Consider the following 20,317-nt stretch of genomic DNA (forward strand, 5'->3'; position numbering starts at 1 on the left):
CTCCCTCTCGCGCGCCCAGTTCTGCCTCGCAACGATCGATTGGTGGATCCCCCGACCACATCCGATCATCGAGCCCTCCCAGGCTCACCGAGTCATCCCTGGCGGATCAACTCAGCGTACGCTCCGGTGTTGGGCGTCGGGCTGCGACACGCCGACCGGAAGGCAACGTTCGACATTACTACCGTCACGGCCGACGCGCGCGCCAACGCTCGTCGCCGTGCGACGGACGGCGCTCAGCCGTCCGTCGCCTTGAAATCGTCGGGCGAGACGGAGTCGAGGAACTCCTTGAACTTCTCGACCTCGTCCTCCCGTTCGTCGGGCATGACCAGTCCTGCCTCGGTGAGCACCGGTTCCTCGACGTGGACCGGCGCGCCGATGCGCAAGGCCACCGCGACCCCGTCGGAGGGCCGGCAGGAAACACGCATCCCTCCGTCGAAGACCAGATCCGCGTAGAACGTCCCTTCGCGCAGGTCGACGATGCGCACCTCGCGGAGGTTGCGACCGAACGCCTCGAGGAGGTTCTTGATCAGGTCGTGGGTCAGCGGCCGTGCCGGTTCGACCCCCTGCTGTTCGAGGGCGATGGCGGTCGCTTCGTTCTGCCCGATCCAGATCGGCAGATACCGATCGCCGTCGACCTCCCGCAGCAGGAGGACAGGCTGGTTCTGCGGCTGTTCGATACGAATCCCTACTATCCGCATCTCGCTCATCGCGATGCCTCCGTCCTGCTGCTCGTCGGTGGTGGGACCACCCGACAGGTACTGCCTGGAATTCTAGTGTCCTCCAGCGCATCCGTCAGGTGCCGTAGGTCACCACCTGGCGGAGGGCCGTGGTCGCACTCGACGACGAACTCGTCGCCTAACGGTCGAGGGCTCCTTGCACCGCCGCTTTCACCAGGCAGGTGTGCAATGTCAACGACAGTGCGGCCAGTTCGCGCACCATCTCCTCGGCGCGCTGCCGTGCCCCGGCGTCGCGGCCCTTCGCGATCGGGCCGGCGATCTGAGCGACGAGCGCGGCCTCGCGGTCGGCGGCGAGCTTGAACGCCCGCAGGTGCCGAACCTCGAGGCCGAACTCCGCCATCGCCTTCGCCGTGCGGGCGAGCAGCACCGCGTCCTCGTCGAAGAAACCGGCCGGGCCCGGCTTGAGCAGGCCCGCCCCCACCAGCTCGGTGAGGAAGGCCGCGTCGATCCCGGCACGGGTGCACAGATCCTCGCGGCTCACCCGGATCTCGCGATCGGTGCGCAGATCCTCCGGCGAGACCTCGCCGCGGGCCACCGCCAGCGGACGCGGCCGGGTGATCCGGGTCTCGACCGATCCCACCGTGGCGGCGCCGCGGTCGATCGCCTCGAGCTGCTCCTTGATCACCTTGAGCGGAAGGTACTGATCGCGCTGCGCGGTGAGCACGTACCGCAGACGCTCGCAATCGGCGATCGAGAAGCGGCGGTAGCCCGAGGGTGTGCGTTCCGGGCTGATCAGTCCCTCGGCCTCGAGGAACCGGATCTTCGAGATCGTCACGTCCGGAAATTCCGGACGCAGGCGGTCGAGCACCGACCCGATCGACATTCCGGCCGGCGCCGGCTGGCGGGCCGCGGTCATCAGCTACCTGCGCCCTGGTTACCTCGCGGACCGGTCAGGAACACCAGCCGGAACTTGCCGATCTGCACCTCGTCGCCGTTCGCGAGAACGGCGGAGTCGACCGGCTCGCGGTTGACGTAGGTGCCGTTGAGGCTTCCCACGTCGACGACCTGGAATTCGCCCTCGTCCTGGCGGAACTCGGCGTGCCGACGGCTGACGGTCACGTCGTCGAGGAAGATGTCGCTGTCGGGATGCCGACCCGCCGAGGTGGTGGGCTGGTCGAGCAGGAAGCGCGATCCTGCATTGGGCCCCCGCTTGACGACCAGCAGCGCCGATCCGGCGGGCAGGCCCTCGACACCCGAGACGGGCGCTTCGGTGGTGGCCGAACCCGCGCCCTCCACTTCGTTCAGGAAGTCGGCGCGAAATACCGAAGTGGTCTCTGCAGGAGTCTCCTCGTAACCCGCGTTGCCGTTCTCGCTCACCGTTTCTCCTTATCCGTTCGACCACCCGGGTGATCCCGGACGGTCGCTGATTCGTTCGCCCCGTTCAGGTCCGACACGGCACACGTCATATCCGACCGTACCCCGCTCGGGGGTACTGACGCAGACAGTCGCGGTCACGTTACCTGTCGGGTCCGTCAGCCTTCCGTGATCCCGCGGTAACCTTCCGCGTCGAGCGTCTCCGCGAGCGCCTCGTCGAGGTCGTTCTCGTTGCCCATCTCCACGTCGACGAGCCAGCCGTCCTCGTACGGGCTGCTGTTCACCAGTTCGGGATTCGCGTCGAGTTCCATGTTGACGGCGGTCACCTTCGCGGTCAGCGGCGCGAACACGTCCGACACGCTCTTGGTGGACTCGACCTCTCCGAAGGACTCGCCGGCGGCGATCTCGGCGCCCGCCTCGGGCAGCTGCACGAAGACCACGTCGCCGAGTTGGGACTGTGCGTAGTCGGTGATCCCGATGCGCACGGTCGTCGCGCCCGTCCTGCGCACCCACTCGTGCTCGGGGGTGTACCGCAGATCCTCGGGTGTCGCGAAATCGGTCAAGACTGGTCCTTTCGGAGACGACGTTCGACCGGAACGTCGGATTCAGTTACCGGGCTGAGAGTATTGGCGTGGCTCGATCTCCCGCAAGGCGGACACCTCCACCTGCGGAGACTGTTCTACGGACAATGATCCGCCCGCACGGGCGACCGTGTCGACCACTCCGCCGGGAATGTTCAGCGCGGCGGCGAGAGTCGGTCCGTCGCCGATGGCGGTGACGGTGTACGGAGCATCGAGTCGGCGGTCGTCGACGACGATGTCGCCGCCCGGTCCGGTGACCCACGAATCGACCCCGATGCGCACGGTCTCACCGTTCGCCCCGGCGATCTGCATCGTGTCGGCACCCGCCGCGCGCAGCTCCTGGATCATGTCGAGCAGCACCTCCGATCCGACACCCTCGCGCGGATCGTCGACGGTGAGAACCACTCCGGGCCCGGTGGCGGGTTCGGTGCCGAGTTGCGCCGACAGCGTGTACAGGCGCGTGCGGGCTTCCTCGAGTGCCGCTTCCGAGCCTTCCTGTTCGAGACTCGAGAGGGTGCGCTCGAGTTCGGTGATCTCCTGGCGGAGAGCGGCTTCGCGGCGATTGAGGTTGTCGAGCAGCACGAGCAGGTCCGCAGGGCGCGCCGAGTCGAGGTCGTCGCCGGTATCGGTCGTACGCACCTGGGTGGCGATGCCGGCGCCGAGCAGGACGACGAGAATCGCCGCGAGGACGAGGAAGACGCGTTGCGATCGGGTGGCGCGCGCAGTGCCGGTTTCGGGCGTTGCGCCGGTGTCGGGTGCGGGGCGGGGTTGTTGCGGTTCGGTCACGGTCAGGCCCCGAACAGGCGACGACGTAGGGCTGCAGCGTTTCCGAAGATGCGGATGCCGAGGACGACGATGACCGCGGTCGACAACTGGGTGCCCACGCCGAGCTGGTCGCCGAGCCACACGATCAGGGCGGCGACGAGGACGTTGAAGACGAAGGACACCACGAACACCTTCGCGTCGAAGATGTCGTCGAGATAGGCGCGCAGACCGCCGAAGACCGTGTCGAGCGCGGCGACCACCGCGATGGGCAGGTAGGGCTGCACGACATCGGGTACCTGTGGGCTGAACACGATTCCGGCGCCGATCCCGATCGCCAGTGCGAGCACCGCGTAGAGCGCGTGACCGTGTTCGAGTCGCTTCACCTGTACCCCGTTTCTCCACTGCTGCCGAGTTTCCGGACCGTGGCGGCCGGAAACTCGAGATCGTCCTCCTCTGCGAGGGTGAATCCCACCCCGTAGAGCTGCTGTATCCCCGCGATGCGCAGGTAGGCGTCGCTGACGACGAAGGTCGTCTGCAGTCGGGAGGGAGATCCCACCGCCGAGACCGTGTACGGGGAGAATACGGGCCGGTTGTCGACGAGCATCGCTCCCCCGGCCTGCCGGATGGTCACCCCGGGACCCACCCGCACGCCCCCGACCTCTACGGCCTCCGCACCGGCCGCCCACAGCGCGTTGACGACCGACTGCAGGTCGCGGTCGAGGACGAGCGCGGTGGGTCGGTCCTCGATTCGCGCCGCATCCGACAGGTTCGGTCGCGCGGTGGGTTCGGTGAGGGTGACCGTGATCCCCGGACCGCGCACCGGTGTTGCCGCGGCTGCGGCCTCGGCGTCGCGGAGTCGGTCGAGGATGGTCGCGCCGTCGCCTCCGTCGGAGAACAGGGCGGTGCGTCGTTCGTCGACCGCGGCACCGAGTTCGTCCCGCTGGGCAGTGAGCGCGGCGATGCGTTCGTCCCCTGCCCGAAGGGAGTCGAGGATCTCGGCGCGGGTGCTGTCGGTGCCGGCCTGCACGTCGGCGTTCTGCGCGTACGCGACGCCGATCACGAGGCCGGCGAGGAGAACTCCGACGCCGAGCCACGCGCGCGACGCGCGCGGAGAGGTGCTCGAGCGCCCTGCCGCCCGGTCCGCGGCGGACGCGGCGTAGCCGGGGTCGAGATGATCCTCGAGGAGCGACTTCAGGAGCGAGGGCACCGGATTGCGCCGGATGCGTTCCCATGCGCGGCTCATCGGATCACCGCCCGGCCGGCACGATCCGTGCCGTCACGACGGCCTGCCCGAGGTACAGCAGGCCGGTCCACACGTACAGCACGGTCCCCCAGATCAGGGCAGCCCAGCCGAGCGGGCCGGTGATCGGCTCCGAGGCGGGCACTGCGACGGCCCCGAGCATCAGCGGCAGTGCGCACATGAGCAGGAAGGTGGCGCCCTTGCCGAGGTACAGCACGTCCGGCGGGGGCAGTTCCCGGCGCCGGTAGACGGCCAGCGTCGGGGCCAGGACGAGTTCGCGGCCGACGAGGATCACCGCGATCCACCAGGGCACGATGTCGCGCGCCACGAGGGCGACGAGGGTGGCCACGATGTAGAGGCGGTCGACGGCGGGATCGAGAAGGGCGCCGAGTCGGGAGGTCTGGTCGAGCAACCGGGCGAGTTTGCCGTCGGCCCAGTCGGTGATGCTGCTCGCGGCCAGCAGGATCAGCGCCCAGACATCGGCGTGGGCGACGAGGACGAGATAGAGGAAGACGGGCACACCCAGCAGTCGGACGAAGCTGAGGACGTTCGGCACGGTGAGGATGCGGTCCGATCCGCGCGCGTCGGCGGTTCCGGTCGCATCGGTCATGGTGGGCCGCTCCGTGTTCTCGTGAGGTCGTTCTCGTGGTGCCCCGCCGGAGTTCCGTTCGGGCACGGAGTCCAGCCTTCCACAGCCGCGCGACCGGAGATTCCGGGGTGTCAACGCCAGGCGAAGACCGGCTGCTCGAGACCGTCGATGCGCGTGGCCCGCCGGCGCAGCACGACCTCGCGGAACTGGTAGACCACCGCGGCGGTCGGTGCGTGCACGAGGTGACCGCGGAAGGGCCACTGGATCACCGGCTTGTCGGATTCGGGGATGGTGACGAAGCGCGGATCGACGTCGAGTTCGTCGGTGGTGACGGCGAAGAGCACGTCGACCTCGTCGGGGCTGGGCTTCAGATCGGTCACGGCGGTGTCCGACCACACGACGAACGGCGACATGACGTAACCGGAGCGCGTGATGTAGTCGTCGAGCCGGCCGAGCACGGCCTCGGGGCCGAGGTCGAGTCCGAGTTCCTCGTGCAACTCGCGCAAGGCGGCCTCCTCGGCCTGCTCCCCCTCGTCCAGACGCCCGCCCGGCAACGCGAACTGGCCGGGATGCGCCCGCAGACGGGTCGGTCGCCGCGTGAGGGGCATGACGGGGTTACCGTTCCCGTCGTCGAGCACCGCCACGACGACGGCTGCGTGCCGGCGGCCGTCGAGCGGCAGTCGGCGCGAATCGAACGCGTCCAGCGCGTCGCGGACGTTGTCTCTGTCGAGAGGATGAGCAGCGGGCATGGGTCGACAGTAGTTCGTCACAACTGCCCCGGCGGCTAGGCGCATGCCCTGGCCGGTGTCGGTGACACCGGCCTTGAGGGGGAGAGTTCTGGTTATTTATGGTTTCCGTGCAGTCCGGATTATCTGCATGGGGTGGGAGTTCTCCGAACACGGATCCCCACCCGCGGTCATAGTGGGAGCCGACGGAAAGGAGCTCGATGAACGACGTGCCCGCCGGCCTCGACCTCGATGCGCTCGATGCCTATCTGCAGACCTCCGCCCCCCACCTGTTCTCCGGTCCCCTCCGCGCGCGCCTGATCAGCGGTGGGCGCTCGAATCTCACCTACGAGGTGACCGACGGTGACCGGCGGCTGGTGCTGCGCCGTCCCCCACTCGGACACGTCCTCGCGACGGCACACGACATGGCTCGCGAGTACCGCGTCATCTCCGCGCTCGCCGGCACCGCGGTACCGGTCCCCCGCTCGTACCTGCTGTGCGAGGACGATTCGGTGCTCGGTGCGCCCTTCTATCTCATGGATCTGGTCGTGGGGACGCCCTATCGCACCGCGGAGGAACTCGAACCGCTCGGCGCCGAGCGCACGCGCGTGATCTCCGAGCGGATGGTCGACACCCTGGCCGCCCTGCACGCGGTGGACCCGTCCGCCGTGGGACTCGAGGATTTCGGCCGCCCCCAGGGCTTCCTCGAGCGGCAGGTGCGGCGCTGGACCACCCAGCTCGAGAACTCGCACAGCCGGGACCTCGACGGCGCCGACGAGCTTCACCGGCTGCTCGTCGACAATCTGCCGGGCGACGGCGAGGTGGGCATCGTGCACGGCGACTACCGGCTCGACAACGTCCTCGTCGACGACGACGACAAGGTGGTCGCGGTGCTGGACTGGGAGATGGCCACGATCGGCGATCCCCTCACCGATGTGGCGTTGCTGCTGGTCTACCAGCGGCTGGCGCGGGAGAACACGGAATTCCCCGTCTCGACGGTGTCCCGCGCTCCGGGCTTCCTCGGCGACGACGAACTGCTCGCGCGGTACGAGGCCGCCGGTGGACGCGACCTGTCGGACATGGCGTTCCACCTCGCCCTGGCCTACTACAAGCTCGCGGTGATCCTCGAGGGCATCTACTTCCGGTTCCGTCAGGGCAAGACGGTCGGCGACGGGTTCGAGGAACTCGGCCGCGGCGTCGAGCCGCTGTTGCACGCCGGTATCCATGCGCTGACGAGTCGGAAGAGTTGATCTCGCGACCGTTGTCGTAGTCGCTCGGTACGCTCCGCTCATGCCGCATCCGGTGATGTTCGACGAGGCGGATCCCCTGCTAGCTCGTGTGCGCTCGCTCGCGCTGGCCCTGCCCGGCGCCTCCGAGAAGATCTCGCACGGCCGTCCGTTCTTCTCCACCAGGACGGCCTTCGCGGTCTACGGAGGCGGCGAGAAGGGCACCCGCGCACCGTTTCCCCGCTCCCTCATCGTCAAGCCCGACGAGGAGGAGCGCCGCGCGCTGCTCGAGGAACCCCACACCTATGTGCCGATGTATTTCGGGCCGTCCGGGTGGGTCGGGTACGACCTCGCCCGTCCGGAGGTGGACTGGGACGAGGTCGCCGAACTGCTCGACATGTCCTATCGGCAGACCGCGCCACCGAAACTGGTGCGCGAGCTCGACGCCCGCCTCGGCTGACGGGCGCCGAGCGGCGCGGGTTCAGCCCTGCTGGTCGCCGATGCTGACCATCCACGACACGCCGAAGCGGTCGGTGCACATGCCGAACAGATCGCCCCAGGGGGCACGTTCGAGCGGCATGTCGACGCGACCGCTGTCGCTCAGCGCGTCCCACCAACCCCGGAGCACGCTCTCGTCGTCCCCGCTGAGCGACAGCGAGAAGTTCGTGCCGGGCGTGTAGTCCATGCCGTTCGGGGTGTCCGAGGCCATGAGCACGAAGCCGCGGTCGGTGGTGAGCATCGAGTGCATCACCTTGTCGTCCTCGCTCGGATCCTGCGAGGCGTTCATGTCCGCGAATCTGCTCACCGTCAGTTCGCCGCCGAACACCGACCTGTAGAACTCCATGGCCTCGCGCGCGGAATCGCGGAATGCGAGATAGGGATTGAATCGTGTGGTCATCGTGGTCCTTTCGCGGGTGCCGCAGGGCACGGATGGTGCCGCACGAAGAATGACCGTCTGCCGACGCATTTCTCATCGTGGACGGTGCGCACCGGATCCGGGAGCGTTCGGCGCGATCCGTGTCAGGAGACCGCCACTGTGGCGCGGGCGTACTCGGGTCGGTCGACCAGATCGGCCAGCACGCGCCCGACCGCACGTCGCGGGACCGCCCACGACGAGACGTCGCCGTCGGACACCGTTGCCTCGGCGTCGTCGCCCTTCGGGCAATCTCCGATCGCGTACCCGACGATGCTCCGGACCGAGCGAATGGCAGCATGTCTGCGCACTACGGCTGCGCCGATCACGACGATCGCTGAGCGGGTGGGGTGGGGCGATCCGAACTTCGCTGCCCGTCAGTTTCGCCGTAGCGTGGGCGTCACTCCTAGTGGCTGTCGGGCGTTGAGCCGCGCGAAGGCTCCGCAGGTGACCGGGCAAAGCTCTCGTATCTGGCATTGAGGGTTGCCGCCCGGTCGCGGAGGGCCGCACGCAGCGACTCGGGTGCGAGGACTTCGGCGGCGGTGTCGAGCTGCCAGATCGCCCAGACAGCGTGCCGCAGGTCCTCGAAGGTCACGTCGAGACGCACCCAGCCGTCTTCCTCCGGTTCCTCGGCGCGGACAGCTCGCGCGGTGTTCAGCAACTCCTCACGTCGCGTGGGTTCGACCCTGACCAGCACAGGGATGTGGTTCTTCGACAAGAACTGGGCGCTGCGCTCGGCCCAGATGCGGTCGAGGTCAACCTGCGCGGGACGCTCGGCCAGTTCCGGAAGCTCCTCGGCGGTCACCATGCGCGAGAGCCGGTACGTCCGATCCTCTCCCGACTTGGTGGCCAGCAGGTAGGTGCGGCCGCGAACGGTGACCAGACCGATCGGATCGACGGCGTGCCAGCGGGGTGCCTTGTCCGGTGCGGTGTACTGGAAGCGAAGCTTGTGCTCGGTGAGCACGGCATGGCGGACTACGCCCATCACGCCACTCGCCACGTCCTCGGTGACCAGCCGTCGTGAGAGCAGGTCGGTGTCGGGCTCGACCAGGAACCGCCGGGCCGCATCGTCCAGGCTGGTGCGGTGGCCTTCGGGCAGCGCATCGACCACCTTGCGCATCGCGGAAGCGAGCGCGGTGCCGAGGCCGAAGACCTTCTCGCCGCGGCCCGACCCGGCGGTCAGCAGCGCGAGGGCTTCGTCATGGTTCAGTCCGGTCAGCTCCGTGCGGAAGCCGGGAAGCAGGGAAAACCCGCCGTGTCGCCCGCGATCGGCGTAGACCGGGACGCCGGCAGTGGACAGCGCCTCGATGTCGCGCAGCACCGTGCGGGCGGAGACCTCCAGCTCGCCGGCGAGCTCGTCCGCGGTCATCCGACCCCGCTGGCGCAGCAGCAGCACCAGTGAGACCAACCGATCGGCTCGCATAGTTTCATTCCTATCAAAAATCATGACACAAGATGTCGCGTTTTGTTGGGAGGCTGAGTTTGCGGGCGTTGAGGACGGCGGCCACCCGGCCGCCGGGCGCTCGCAGTCGCAACGATTGGAGTGGCAATGGAACGAACAGCGGTCAACCCGGTGACATGGTCGCAGGAGATGGGATTCAACCAGGGCGAGGTCGTCGCAGGGCACACCCGGACCCTCTACATCTCGGGGCAGACCGCGATGAGCAAGGACGGCCGGCCCGAGCACGACGGGGACATCGCGGCCCAGCTCGCGCTGGCCGTGGACAACCTCGAAGCCGTGCTCGCCGAGGCCGGCATGTCCCTAACAGACCTCGTCAGGCTCAACGTGTACACCACCGACGTGGACGCGCTGTTCCCGCACTACGGCGTGCTCGCCGGGCGGCTCGGCGCCGCGGGCGTCGCGCCCACAACCACGATGCTCGGGGTGACGCGGCTGGCGATCCCCGGTCAGATGATCGAACTCGAAGGAACCGCTGTCGCGTAACGCGGCCTTGCCACTCCTGCTGCTCGTGCCGGTCTCGCCGGCGCGAGCAGCAGGAAGATGGGGAGCATACGATGCTCACGATCATGACGATCGGGGTCTATGGCTGCGATATCGGCGCCTTCTTGGAGGGGCTGCGGGAAGCGAACGTCCGCCTGTTGCTGGAGTGCGCCGGCGCCGGGGTGTCCAGGGACCCGAGTACGCCTGGACCAACTCGCTCAGGCTCCAGGCCGCCCTCGCCCAGGTGAAAATCGACTACCGGCAGGCCAACGCCCTTCTCAGCAGATCGTCTCGCGGTGCCGCGAAGTCCAAGGCACCGCGAGCCCGGCAGGGGCGCAGGCTGTGACCGCCGATCGACCGCTTCGCTGCGGCTCTGGTCCCCTTATCCACAGGAAGCCGCCGAGCCAACGTCGCGCACCGCACCGCACCGACGCGGCTGCTCGGCCGGCCGGGGGACCAGGCAAAAACGCCCCCGGGACATGACGAAGCCCAGGCGAGAAACTTACTCTCACCTGGGCGTTTACGTCGGGCTGACAGGATTTGAACCTGCGACCACTTGACCCCCAGTCAAGTGCGCTACCAAGCTGCGCCACAGCCCGTCCGCGCTCTCTCCGAGCGCTCTCAGAGATTACAACAGGAACGGACCGAAACACTAATCGGCTGGTCAGCGCGTTTTCACGACCGGACGTCGGGAGCTCACTTGCGGCGGTCGCGCTTCTCCCGCACGCGCACCGAGATCCGCACGGGACTGCCGTCGAAGTTGAACTCCTCCCGCAGGCGACGCTCGAGGAAGCGGCGGTAGCCGGCCTCGAGGAAGCCCGTGGTGAACAGCACGAAGGTCGGCGGCCGCGTGGCCGCCTGGGTGGCGAACAACACCCGGGGCAGGCGACCGCCGCGCATCGGCGGCGGAGTCGCGGCCACGACCTCCTTGAGCCACGAGTTCAGGCGTCCGGTCGAGATGCGCTTGTCCCACGACTCGAGGGCCGTCTCCATGGCCGGGACGAGCTTCTGCACGGCGCGACCGGTCTTGGCGGAGATGTTCACCCGCGATGCCCACGGCACCCGCAACAGGTCGCGGTCGATCTCGCGGCCGAGTTCGTAGCGGCGATCCTCGTCGACGAGATCCCACTTGTTGAACGCGATCACCAGGGCGCGCCCGGACTCGACGACCATCGTGATGACCCGCTGATCTTGCTCGGTGATGGGCTGCGAGGCGTCGATGAGCAGCACCGCCACCTCGGCCGCGTCGATCGCACCCCGCGTGCGCAGGGAGGCGTAGAACTCGGCGCCGGACGCACTGTTGACGCGCTTGCGCAGACCGGCGGTGTCGACGAAGCGCCACGGCTTGCCGCCGAGCTCGACGATCGAGTCCACCGGGTCGACGGTGGTGCCGGCGATGTCGTGCACCACCGACCGTTCGTCGCCGGCGAGCTTGTTGAGCAGGCTCGACTTGCCGACGTTCGGCTTGCCCACCAGCGCGACGCGGCGAGGCCCTTCCCCACCGGTACCCTCGCGGGGCGTGGCCGGCAGCTTGGCGAGCAGCTCGTCGAGCAGATCACCGGTGCCGCGACCGTGGGTGGCCGATACCGAATAGGGCTGGCCGAGTCCGAGAGACCACAGTGTCGCGGCTTCGGATTCGACACGGTCGTCGTCTACCTTGTTCGCCACGAGCAGCACCGGAGTCTTCGACCGACGCAGCACCTTCGCGACGGCCTCGTCCACGCTGGTGGCGCCCACGGTGGCATCGACGACGACGAGGATCGCGTCGGCGGTGCGCATCGCGACCTCCGCCTGGCGGGCCACGGACTGCTGCATGCCCTTCGCGTCGGGTTCCCATCCGCCGGTGTCCTGCACCATGAACCGGCGGCCGTTCCACGACGCCTCGTACGAGACGCGGTCGCGGGTGACGCCCGGGACGTCCTCGACGACGGCTTCCCGTCGGCCGATGATGCGGTTGACCAGGGTGGATTTGCCGACGTTCGGTCGGCCGACCACGGCGACGGTCGGGACCGGGACGAACTCCTCGAGGTCGCCGCCCTCGGCGAATTCGATGTCCCAGTCGCCTTCTTCCGACCACGTGCCGTCGCCGTCGAACCCGGTGTAGTCGGTACTCAGGTCGTCGCTCACAGCTTCGCTCCAGTCTGCTCGGTGACCACCGCGAGCAGCGCGGCGATCACCTCGTCGATGTTCATGTCGCTGGTGTCCACGACGACCGCGTCGTCCGCCGCACGCAGCGGGGACACCGCGCGGGTGGAGTCGAGGTGGTCGCGGCGCTGCACCGCGGCGAGGACCGCCTCGTAGTCGTCGCCGCGACCCTCGGCGATGTTCTGGTTGTTGCGCCGGTGCGCGCGGGCCTCCGCCGAAGCGGTGAGGAAGATCTTCACGTCCGCGTCGGGGAAGACGACGGTGCCGATGTCGCGTCCTTCGATCACGACGCGGTGCTCGGCGCGGCCGAGCCGCTGCTGGGCCTCGACGAGCAGGGTGCGCACCTCGGGCACGGCGGAGACCGCGGAGACCGCGGCCGTGACCTCGGCACCGCGGATGACCTCGCGCACGTCGTCCCCGTCGAGGCGGATGTCCTCGACGGTGGGGTCGGTGCCGATCGACCACGGCAGGCCGGCGGTGACCGCGGCGATCGCGGCCGGATCGGTCAGATCGGCGCCGCGGCGCAGGGCGTGCAGCGTCGCGATGCGGTACATCGCGCCGGTGTCGAGATAGGCGGCACCGAGATGCTGCGCGAGACGCTTGGAGACGGTGGACTTGCCCGTGCCGGACGGCCCGTCCATCGCGACGACCAACGCGTCGGCCGGTGCGCCGGTCACAGCTTCACCGCCTGGTACAGGCCCCCGACCTCGTTGCGGCCGAGGACACGGAGGGTGCCGGGACGCTGGTCGCCGAGCGCCACGGGACCGATGTTGGTGCGCACGAGCCGGATCACGGGGAACCCGACCGCGTCGAGTAGACGTCGCACGATGTGCTTGCGCCCCTCGTGCAGCACGAGCCGCACGAGCGACTGGCCCTCGTGGACCTCGAGCAGCGAGAACTCGTCGACGGAGGCGGGTCCGTCCTCGAGTTCGATGCCTGCCTTGAGCTGCTTGCCGACACCACGGGCGAGCACACCCTTGACGGTCGCCAGGTAGGTCTTGGGCACCTCGAAGGACGGGTGCATCAGCCGATGGGCCAGTTCGCCGTCGTTGGTGAGCAGCAGCAGCCCTTCGGTGTCGGCGTCGAGACGACCGACGTGGAACAGGCGCTGCCCGGCGGCGACGCGTTCGGAGACGATGTCGCCGACGCACGGACGGCCGAGATCATCGGACATCGTGGACTGCCAGCCGCGGGGCTTGTTCAGCACGAGGTGCACGAGATCCTTGTTGATGACGACGCGGACGCCGTCGACCCGGATCACGGCGTTCTCCGGGTCCACGCGCAGGCCCTGCTCGACGACGATGTTGCCGTCGACCTCGACGCGACCCGCGGCGATGAGTTCCTCGGCGGCGCGGCGCGAGGCGACGCCGGCCTGGGCGAGCACCTTCTGCAGCCGCACGCCTTCACCGGCGGGCAGCTGGGCGGGGCCGGCCTCGCGATGCTGGTGCCGCGCGGGACGGGCGTTGCTCACGGTCGGAACGACGCGCTGCGCGACGCGCTTGGCGGCAGGCTTGGAGGGCTTACCGGTCGAGGTGCCCTTGCGGTGCGGTTTGCGACCGGCGGCCGACTGTGCCGGTTTGCGACCTCCGGCCGACTGTGCCGGATTGCGGCCCCCGGCCGACTGGCCGGGAGTGGCCCGGCGATCGGAGCGGGGTGAGTCGGTGCGCTCCCCCGAACGGGGAGCCCCTGCGCGCCCCGAGCGGGGAGCTTCGGTGCGTCCTCCGGAACGCGGTGCTTCCGCGCGTCCCGAGCGGGATCCCCCGGTGTTGCGCGTGTTCGCGCTACGAGGATTGTCTCTTCTACGGTCCGGTGTGCCATCACGGCGAGCGGGTGTATTCACTTGGTTCCTGTCAGTTCTCTGGATCGAACTCCGCGGGCGAGAGAGTCTCGGGACGCGCGTTCCTACCCATTCTCTCAAATCGTGGGTCCGACTCGAGACTGTCGGCGATGTCGTCGATCACATCGACATCGGGCAGAAGCGGCGCAACGGGCGGCAGATCCTGCAGAGATGCCAGGCCGAGGCGTTCGAGGAACAGCTCCGTGGTGACGTAGAGCGTGCCGCCGGTCTCCGGATCGGTGCCCGCCTCGGCGATCAGATCCCGCGCGAGCAGGGTGCGCATCACCCCGTCGACGTTGACGCCACGCACGGCACGGACACGGCTGCGCGTGACCGGTTGCCGGTAGGCGATCACGGCGAGCGTCTCGAGTGCGGCGCGGGTGAGCTTGGTGCGCGCGCCACCCTGCAGCAGCTTCTCGACGTAGGGCGCGAAATCGCGGCGCGTGTAGAAGCGCCAGCCGTCGCCCGCGAACCGCAGGTCGATGCCGGATCCGCGCGCGGTGAGGTCCTGTGCGAGACGCCGCAGTGCGGCCTCGGCGTGGTCGGCGGTGACCCCGATGGCGGTCGCGAGCTGCTCTGTCGGCGCGGGGGTGTCGACGACGAGCAACAGTGCCTCGAGTGCCGCAGTGAGTTCGTCGGCGGCGATCTCGAGAAGTTCACCGTCCCACGCGCGTTCCGGCGCAGCAGCGTCTTCGTCACGTTCCCGCGCGGTGTGGTCCGCGCTCCCCGGCGCAGCGTCACTCTCGGGCGCAGCGTCACTCTCGGGCGCAGCGTCGTCCGCGTGCTCCCGCGCGACGGTGTCGTCCGCGTGCTCCCGCGCAACGGTGTCGTCGTTCACCCGTAGTCCTCCTCGAAATCGATGGCCTCCCCGTCGGTCTCCCCTGTCCACGCGACCTGCAGATGTCCGAGTGGGTCGGGTTGTTCGAAGGTGACGGCACGTTCGCGGTAGAGCTCGAGCAGCGCGAGGAACCGGGCGACGACGAGCAGTCCGAGATCGCAGTCGGCGACGAGTTCGTCGAATCCGACCCAGACGCCGGCGCCGCGGGCGCGCAGCAGGCCGAGGATGTGGGCGGCCTGTTCGGGAACCGACACCTTCGGGGTGTGCAGGTGGTCGAGGCCGACGGTCGGTGGTGGTTTCGGCCGGAACGCCGCGGCCGCGATCTCGGCGAAGCGGTGCGCGTCGACACCGAGCACGACCTCCGGTACGAGATTCTCGTAGCACTCCTCGAGCGACACCGCGCGCGGATAGCGGCGCAGGGCGGCGGCCTCGAGGGCGGCGAACTGTTCGGCGATCTGCTTGTAGGCCCGGTACTGCAGTAGACGCGCGAACAGCAGGTCGCGGGCCTCGAGCAGGGCGAGATCCTCGGGGTCGTCGACCTCGCCGGCGGGCAGCAGCCGGGCGGCTTTGAGGTCGAGCAGGGTCGCGGCGACGACCAGGAACTCGGTGGTCTGGTCGAGGCCGAGTTCGGGACCGAGTTTGCGGGTGTAGGCGATGAAGTCGTCGGTGACCTCGTGGAGGGCCACCTCGGTGACGTCGAGGCGACGCTGCGAGATGAGGGTGAGCAGCAGGTCGAACGGGCCTTCGAAGTTGCGCAGGCGCACATGGAAGCCCGAGGTGGTCTCCTCGACCTGCGAGCCGGCCGGTTCGGGGGGTTCCTCGAGGACCACCGCGTCGACCTCCACATCGGGTGCCGTGCCGGTCTCCGCCGAGTCCTGGACGGGAGCGTGCACGGGGCTCAGCGACCGCTCCGGTGGATCACTTCCCGCGCGAGGGCGCGGTACGACTCGGCGCCGGCGGAGGTGGGCGCCCAGCGGGTGATGGGTTCGCCGGCGACGCTGGTCTCCGGGAACTTGACGGTGCGGTTGATGACGGCGTCGTAGACGAGATCGCCGAAGACCTCCACGACCCGCGACATCACCTCACGTCCGTGCAGGGTGCGCTGGTCGAACATGGTGACGAGGATGCCGGCGACGGTCAGCTTCGGGTTGAGCCGGTCGCGGACCTTGGCGACGGTGTCGTTGAGCAGTGCCAGGCCGCGCAGGCTGAAGAACTCGCATTCCATGGGGATGAGCACCGAGTCGGCGCAGGCGAGCGCGTTGACGGTGAGCAGCCCCAGCGACGGCTGGCAGTCGACGAGGATGTAGTCGTAGCGGTCGAGCATCGGGTACAGGGCGCGGCCCAGGGCCTGTTCGCGGCCGACCTCGGAGACGAGCTGGATCTCGGCCGCCGACAGGTCGATGTTGCTCGGCAGCAGGTCGAGGCCCTCGACGTGGGTGCGCACGAGCACGTCGTCGGTGGACACCCGCGGTTCGACGAGCAGGTTGTGCACGGTGAGATCGAGATCGTGGTGGGCGACACCGAGTCCGGCGGACAGTGCGCCCTGCGGATCGAGGTCGACGAGCAGGACGCGGCGCCCGTACTCGGCGAGGGACGCCCCGAGGTTGATGGTCGAGGTGGTCTTGCCGACCCCGCCCTTCTGGTTGCACATCGCGATGATGCGGGCCGGTCCGTGGGTGGACAACGGCACCGGTTCCGGGACGGGACGGCGGGGCCGGCCGGTCGGTCCGAGATCGGGCTCGGCGGCGGTTCCGGAGGTCGTGGTCGGCTCGGTGGTGGACGTTCTGTCGGTGTCCTCGCGGCCGTGTGCGTCGACCGGGACGGTGTGCGACCGGAGGTGCTCCGGCTCCATGTACGTGGCGGGTGGCCGAGGTGTGCCCACGTTCGGTACTCCCCCTGTCTTGCGACCCAGATGTTCTCTCCTCGACCCGCCGGGTGGCCCGGCGGCTCGTCCCCAGAACGCTACCGCTTCGGCGGCAGGATCACCGCACGGACACGCGTCCCCTGGGGAGTCGGTCATCGTGCCCGCGGATGCGCCTGCGCCCATACTTCGCGGAGGGCACCGGCGGTGACCAGGGTGTATATCTGCGTGGTCGTCACAGAAGCATGCCCCAGTAACTCCTGTACCACGCGTACGTCAGCGCCACCGTCGAGCAGGTGCGTCGCGAAGGAGTGCCGCAGCGTGTGTGGGGACACCCCGACGTCGACTCCGGCGCGCTCGGCGGCGGTCTGCAGCACCTTCCACGCGCTCTGCCGCGACAGGCGGCCGCCGCGCGCGTTGAGGAAGACCGCGGCGGTGCGGCCGGTTGTCAGGGCGGGTCGTCCCCGCACGAGATAGGCGTCGAGCGCGCCGAGCGCCGGGCGTCCGACCGGGACGAGTCGCTGTTTGCCGCCCTTGCCGCGCAGCAGCACGGAGCGTGATTCGGTGTGGATGTCGTCGACGTCGAGCCCGACGGCCTCGGAGATGCGGGCGCCGGTGGAGTACAGCAGTTCGAGCAGGGCGCGGTCGCGCATGCTGCGGGGTCCGTCGGCGTCGCGGCCGGCGGCGTCGAGGATCGCGGTGACCTGGTCGACGGTCAGCGCCTTGGGCAGGCGACGCCCGGGCGCCGGGGGTTTGACGGTGCGGGCGACGTCGACCGGGGTCTGTCCTTCGGCGGCGGCGAAGCGGTGCAGGCCGCGCACGGCGATCAGGGCGCGGGCGGCCGAGCTCGCTGCCAGCGCCGGGCGGTTGCGTTCCGGGTCTCCGCGGCGCAGGCTCGCGGCGAAGTCGCTGATGTGGTGTTCGTGCACGTCGGCGAGGTCACCGATGTGGATGTCGGTGAGGTGTTCGACGTAGCGCAGCAGGTCGCGGCGGTAGGAGGCGAGGGTGTTCGTCGCGACCCCCCGTTCGACGGTCAGGTGCGCGAGATAGGCGTCGAGTTGCCCGGTGAGTGTCGGGGACGGCTGCGGAGCGACCTGCGTGGCGGGACGCTCCTCACCGGGCAGCACTGCTCACCCCTCCGCGCGCGTGCGGGCGAAGGTGGTGGGCCGGTCCGGCCACGGCGCGTCCGGTGCGCGGGTCGCGGTGCCCGTCGCGCGGGCGGTTGCGAACGCGAGGAGACCGGACACCGCGGTGGCGTTGACGATCTCCCCGCGCAGCACCATCGCCACGGCCTCGTCCACCGGGACGCGGCGGACCTCGAGATCGGCCTCCTCGTGCTCGGGTTCGGGCCGGTCGACCTCGCTCAGGCCGCGGGCGGCGAAGACGCGCACGGCTTCGTCGGTGAATCCGGGTGAGAGCGCGAGGTCGACGAGGAGTTCCCAGTCGGCGGCGGCCAGGCCGGTCTCCTCGGCGAGTTCGCGGCGGGCGGTGTCGAGGGGGTCCTCGCCGGGTGCGTCGAGCAGCCCGGCGGGCAGTTCCCACAGTCGCCGGCCGAGCGGGTGCCGGTACTGGTGCACGAGCACCACCCGGTCCTTCTCGTCGACGGCCACCACCGCGACCGCACCGTGGTGTTCGACCACTTCGCGTTCGGCGGTGTGCCCGTCGGGCATCGCCACGTTGTCGACGCGCAGCGACACGATGGCGCCCGTGTAGATCCGCCGGCTGTCCAGGGTGCGGAAGTCGTGTCGCTGCGCCATGTCGACTACTCGGCGTCGCCGGCGGTGGACGTCGACGCGGTCGAGCCGACCGATTCCTCGGAGGTGCTGCTCTCGCCGTGGATGTCGACCGGGAGTCGCTCAGCCGCCTTGTACTGCAGTGCCGCGGCAACGAGGCCGGAAAACAGCGGGTGCGGGCGGGTGGGCCGGCTCTTGAGTTCCGGGTGCGCCTGGGTGGCGACGAAGAACGGATGCTGCTCGGCCGGGTACTCGACGAACTCGACGAGTCGCCCGTCCGGGGAGGTGCCGGAGAACACCAGACCGGACTTGGCGATCTTGTCGCGGTAGGCGTTGTTGACCTCGTAGCGGTGCCGGTGCCGTTCGGAGACCTGCTCGCTGCCGTAGGCCCTGGCCACGACCGATCCCTTCTTCAGCGCGGCCGGGTAGGCACCGAGACGCATGGTGCCGCCGAGATCGGCCTCACCGGCGACCGCCTGTTCCTGGTCCGCCATCGTGGAGATGACCGGGGCGGTGGTGTCGGGATCGAACTCGGTGGACGAGGCGTCCTCGATGCCGACCGACCGGGCGGCCTCGATGACGACGCACTGCAGGCCCAGGCACAGGCCGAGCAGCGGGATCCGGCGGGTGCGGGCGAACCGGATGGCGCCGAGCTTGCCCTCGATACCGCGGATGCCGAAGCCGCCGGGGATCAGGACGGCGTCGACGTCGCCGAGGTGCTTCTCGGCACCGGCCTCGGTCTCGCACTCGTCGGAGGCGACCCAGCGGATCTTGACCTTCGCGCGGTGCGCGAAACCGCCGGCGCGCAGCGCCTCGGTGACCGACAGGTAGGCGTCGGGCAGGTCGATGTACTTGCCGACGAGCGCGACCTCGACGGTCTCGCGGGGGTTGTGGACCCGCTCGAGCAGGTTGCCCCACACGGTCCAGTCGACGTCCCGGAAGGGCAGGCCGAGCTGGCGCACGACGTAGGCGTCGAGTCCCTCGCTGTGCAGCACCTTCGGGATGTCGTAGATGCTCGGCGCGTCGGGGCAGGAGATGCAGCCGGCGACGTCGACGTCGCACATCAGCGAGATCTTCGCCTTGAGCGAGGCCGGCACGTCGCGGTCGCAGCGCAGTACGAGCGCGTCGGGCTGGATACCGATGTTGCGCAGCGCGGCCACCGAGTGCTGGGTGGGCTTGGTCTTCAGCTCACCGGACGGCCCGAGATAGGGCACGAGCGAGACGTGCAGGAAGAAGCAGTTGTCGCGGCCGACCTCGTGGCGCACCTGGCGGGCGGCCTCGAGGAAGGGCTGCGACTCGATGTCGCCGACGGTGCCGCCGATCTCGGTGATCACCACGTCGGGGGTCTGGCCCTCGGAGTCGGGTGCGGCCATCGCGAGGATGCGGCGCTTGATCTCGTCGGTGATGTGCGGGATGACCTGCACGGTGTCGCCGAGATATTCGCCGCGGCGTTCCTTGGCGATGACCGTGGAGTACACCTGCCCGGTGGTGACGTTCGCGTCGGCGGACAGGTCGCGGTCGAGGAAGCGCTCGTAGTGGCCCACGTCGAGGTCGGTCTCGGCGCCGTCCTCGGTGACGAAGACCTCACCGTGCTGGAACGGATTCATCGTGCCGGGGTCGACATTGAGGTACGGGTCGAGCTTCTGCATCGTCACGCGCATGCCGCGTGCGGTGAGCAGAGTGCCCAGGCTCGACGCTGTGAGCCCCTTGCCGAGAGAGGACGCGACGCCCCCGCTGACGAAGATGTGCTTGGTAGGGGTACGCGAGTGGCGTGACTGTGGCAAAGAAGCTCCCGTGACGTCAGGTGCAGGACTTTTGGACTGATGCGATACAGCTGGGGCCTGCCGACCCACGGAACTTCACGGTAACAC

At 69.2% G+C, this 20,317-nt stretch carries 25 protein-coding genes and 1 tRNA gene; 4 read left to right on the top strand and 22 right to left on the bottom strand.

Translation table 11 applies throughout. The features are described from left to right. Positions 1-233 precede the first annotated feature (233 nt). From RBB84_RS08545 to RBB84_RS08585, 9 genes are all read right to left on the bottom strand, one after another. Positions 234-707: a bifunctional nuclease family protein gene (locus RBB84_RS08545; protein ID WP_006552748.1), complete on the bottom strand. Its 474-nt coding sequence runs from the start codon at positions 705-707 to the stop codon at positions 234-236. A gap of 148 nt (positions 708-855) precedes the next feature. After that, entirely contained in the window at positions 856-1,593 is a 738-nt protein-coding gene (locus RBB84_RS08550) for a MerR family transcriptional regulator (RefSeq protein ID WP_006552747.1), read from the bottom strand. Continuing rightward, positions 1,593-2,054: a glycogen accumulation regulator GarA gene (gene garA, locus RBB84_RS08555; protein WP_006552746.1), complete on the bottom strand. Its 462-nt coding sequence runs from the start codon at positions 2,052-2,054 to the stop codon at positions 1,593-1,595. The genes RBB84_RS08550 and garA overlap by 1 nt, the downstream gene beginning before the upstream one ends. A 155-nt stretch (positions 2,055-2,209) precedes the next feature. After that, positions 2,210-2,614 carry a glycine cleavage system protein GcvH gene (gcvH, locus tag RBB84_RS08560; RefSeq protein ID WP_033098312.1) on the bottom strand — a complete coding sequence of 135 codons (405 nt, stop codon included), beginning with the start codon at positions 2,612-2,614 and terminating at the stop codon, positions 2,210-2,212. Between the two features lie 42 nt (positions 2,615-2,656). Continuing rightward, positions 2,657-3,418: a DUF881 domain-containing protein gene (locus RBB84_RS08565; protein WP_006552744.1), complete on the bottom strand. Its 762-nt coding sequence runs from the start codon at positions 3,416-3,418 to the stop codon at positions 2,657-2,659. A 2-nt stretch (positions 3,419-3,420) separates the two neighbouring features. Then, positions 3,421-3,780, bottom strand: a complete 360-nt coding sequence (locus RBB84_RS08570; protein ID WP_006552743.1) for a DUF1290 domain-containing protein — start codon at positions 3,778-3,780, stop codon at positions 3,421-3,423. Then, on the bottom strand, positions 3,777-4,640 hold the full coding sequence (locus RBB84_RS08575) for a DUF881 domain-containing protein (protein WP_033098313.1): 864 nt from the start codon (positions 4,638-4,640) through the stop codon (positions 3,777-3,779). The genes RBB84_RS08570 and RBB84_RS08575 overlap by 4 nt, the downstream gene beginning before the upstream one ends. 4 nt (positions 4,641-4,644) lie before the next feature. Next, positions 4,645-5,247, bottom strand: a complete 603-nt coding sequence (locus tag RBB84_RS08580; protein ID WP_006552741.1) for a CDP-alcohol phosphatidyltransferase family protein — start codon at positions 5,245-5,247, stop codon at positions 4,645-4,647. 110 nt (positions 5,248-5,357) lie between these two features. Then, positions 5,358-5,975, bottom strand: a complete 618-nt coding sequence (locus tag RBB84_RS08585; RefSeq protein ID WP_033098314.1) for a CoA pyrophosphatase — start codon at positions 5,973-5,975, stop codon at positions 5,358-5,360. Positions 5,976-6,172: 197 nt separating this feature from the next. Here RBB84_RS08585 and RBB84_RS08590 point away from each other — a divergent pair, with 197 nt between their 5' ends. Continuing rightward, on the top strand, positions 6,173-7,201 hold the full coding sequence (locus RBB84_RS08590) for a phosphotransferase family protein (protein ID WP_033098315.1): 1,029 nt from the start codon (positions 6,173-6,175) through the stop codon (positions 7,199-7,201). Between the two features lie 40 nt (positions 7,202-7,241). Then, a complete protein-coding gene (locus RBB84_RS08595) occupies positions 7,242-7,637 on the top strand; it encodes an MmcQ/YjbR family DNA-binding protein (protein WP_024101105.1) in 396 nt (131 codons plus the stop codon). Positions 7,638-7,658: 21 nt separating this feature from the next. Here RBB84_RS08595 and RBB84_RS08600 read toward each other — a convergent pair whose 3' ends face one another. Continuing rightward, entirely contained in the window at positions 7,659-8,075 is a 417-nt protein-coding gene (locus tag RBB84_RS08600) for a VOC family protein (RefSeq protein ID WP_033098316.1), read from the bottom strand. A gap of 122 nt (positions 8,076-8,197) precedes the next feature. Next, positions 8,198-8,401 (bottom strand): hypothetical protein, encoded by a 204-nt coding sequence (locus RBB84_RS08605; protein ID WP_198162591.1) that lies wholly within the window; start codon positions 8,399-8,401, stop codon positions 8,198-8,200. On the opposite strand from RBB84_RS08605, the gene RBB84_RS08610 reads away from it, so the two are divergent. Continuing rightward, positions 8,382-8,570 (top strand): hypothetical protein, encoded by a 189-nt coding sequence (locus RBB84_RS08610; protein ID WP_350247647.1) that lies wholly within the window; start codon positions 8,382-8,384, stop codon positions 8,568-8,570. The genes RBB84_RS08605 and RBB84_RS08610 overlap by 20 nt on opposite strands. Here the strand turns inward: RBB84_RS08610 and RBB84_RS08615 are convergent. After that, positions 8,497-9,513, bottom strand: a complete 1,017-nt coding sequence (locus tag RBB84_RS08615) for a WYL domain-containing protein (RefSeq protein ID WP_033098317.1) — start codon at positions 9,511-9,513, stop codon at positions 8,497-8,499. The two genes, RBB84_RS08610 and RBB84_RS08615, sit on opposite strands and share 74 nt — an antisense overlap. Positions 9,514-9,639: 126 nt before the next feature. Between RBB84_RS08615 and RBB84_RS08620 the strand changes: the two genes are divergently transcribed. Beyond that, the gene (locus RBB84_RS08620) at positions 9,640-10,035 is read left to right on the top strand and encodes a RidA family protein (protein WP_006552734.1); all 396 of its coding nucleotides are present in this window, start codon (positions 9,640-9,642) and stop codon (positions 10,033-10,035) included. Between the two features lie 522 nt (positions 10,036-10,557). Here the strand turns inward: RBB84_RS08620 and RBB84_RS08625 are convergent. The 10 genes from RBB84_RS08625 to RBB84_RS08670 all read right to left on the bottom strand — a co-directional run bounded on the left by RBB84_RS08625 (position 10,558) and on the right by RBB84_RS08670 (position 20,230). Beyond that, positions 10,558-10,631, bottom strand: a tRNA-Pro gene (locus tag RBB84_RS08625). A gap of 97 nt (positions 10,632-10,728) precedes the next feature. After that, a complete protein-coding gene (gene der, locus RBB84_RS08630; protein ID WP_019289613.1) occupies positions 10,729-12,159 on the bottom strand; it encodes a ribosome biogenesis GTPase Der in 1,431 nt (476 codons plus the stop codon). Continuing rightward, positions 12,156-12,818: a (d)CMP kinase gene (gene cmk / locus RBB84_RS08635; protein WP_033098330.1), complete on the bottom strand. Its 663-nt coding sequence runs from the start codon at positions 12,816-12,818 to the stop codon at positions 12,156-12,158. The genes der and cmk overlap by 4 nt, the downstream gene beginning before the upstream one ends. Before the next feature lie 32 nt (positions 12,819-12,850). Then, positions 12,851-14,017 carry a pseudouridine synthase gene (locus RBB84_RS08640; protein WP_197481882.1) on the bottom strand — a complete coding sequence of 389 codons (1,167 nt, stop codon included), beginning with the start codon at positions 14,015-14,017 and terminating at the stop codon, positions 12,851-12,853. Positions 14,018-14,027: 10 nt separating this feature from the next. Further along, positions 14,028-14,660, bottom strand: coding sequence for an SMC-Scp complex subunit ScpB (scpB, locus tag RBB84_RS08645; RefSeq protein ID WP_052040140.1), 633 nt, complete (start codon positions 14,658-14,660; stop codon positions 14,028-14,030). Between the two features lie 188 nt (positions 14,661-14,848). Next, complete coding sequence (locus RBB84_RS08650; RefSeq protein WP_052040141.1) at positions 14,849-15,682, bottom strand: segregation/condensation protein A; 834 nt, start codon at positions 15,680-15,682, stop codon at positions 14,849-14,851. A 68-nt stretch (positions 15,683-15,750) separates the two neighbouring features. Continuing rightward, positions 15,751-16,704 carry a ParA family protein gene (locus tag RBB84_RS08655; protein ID WP_033098320.1) on the bottom strand — a complete coding sequence of 318 codons (954 nt, stop codon included), beginning with the start codon at positions 16,702-16,704 and terminating at the stop codon, positions 15,751-15,753. A gap of 164 nt (positions 16,705-16,868) precedes the next feature. After that, positions 16,869-17,840 (bottom strand): site-specific tyrosine recombinase XerD, encoded by a 972-nt coding sequence (gene xerD, locus RBB84_RS08660; protein WP_052040137.1) that lies wholly within the window; start codon positions 17,838-17,840, stop codon positions 16,869-16,871. A 3-nt stretch (positions 17,841-17,843) separates the two neighbouring features. Further along, positions 17,844-18,470 carry an NUDIX hydrolase gene (locus tag RBB84_RS08665; protein ID WP_019289619.1) on the bottom strand — a complete coding sequence of 209 codons (627 nt, stop codon included), beginning with the start codon at positions 18,468-18,470 and terminating at the stop codon, positions 17,844-17,846. Between the two features lie 5 nt (positions 18,471-18,475). Then, positions 18,476-20,230, bottom strand: coding sequence for a CTP synthase (locus tag RBB84_RS08670; protein ID WP_082921086.1), 1,755 nt, complete (start codon positions 20,228-20,230; stop codon positions 18,476-18,478). Between the last annotated feature and the right edge of the window lie 87 nt (positions 20,231-20,317).

This window comes from Rhodococcus sp. D-6 (genome assembly GCF_040256695.1).
Lineage (GTDB): Bacteria > Actinomycetota > Actinomycetes > Mycobacteriales > Mycobacteriaceae > Rhodococcus > Rhodococcus pyridinivorans.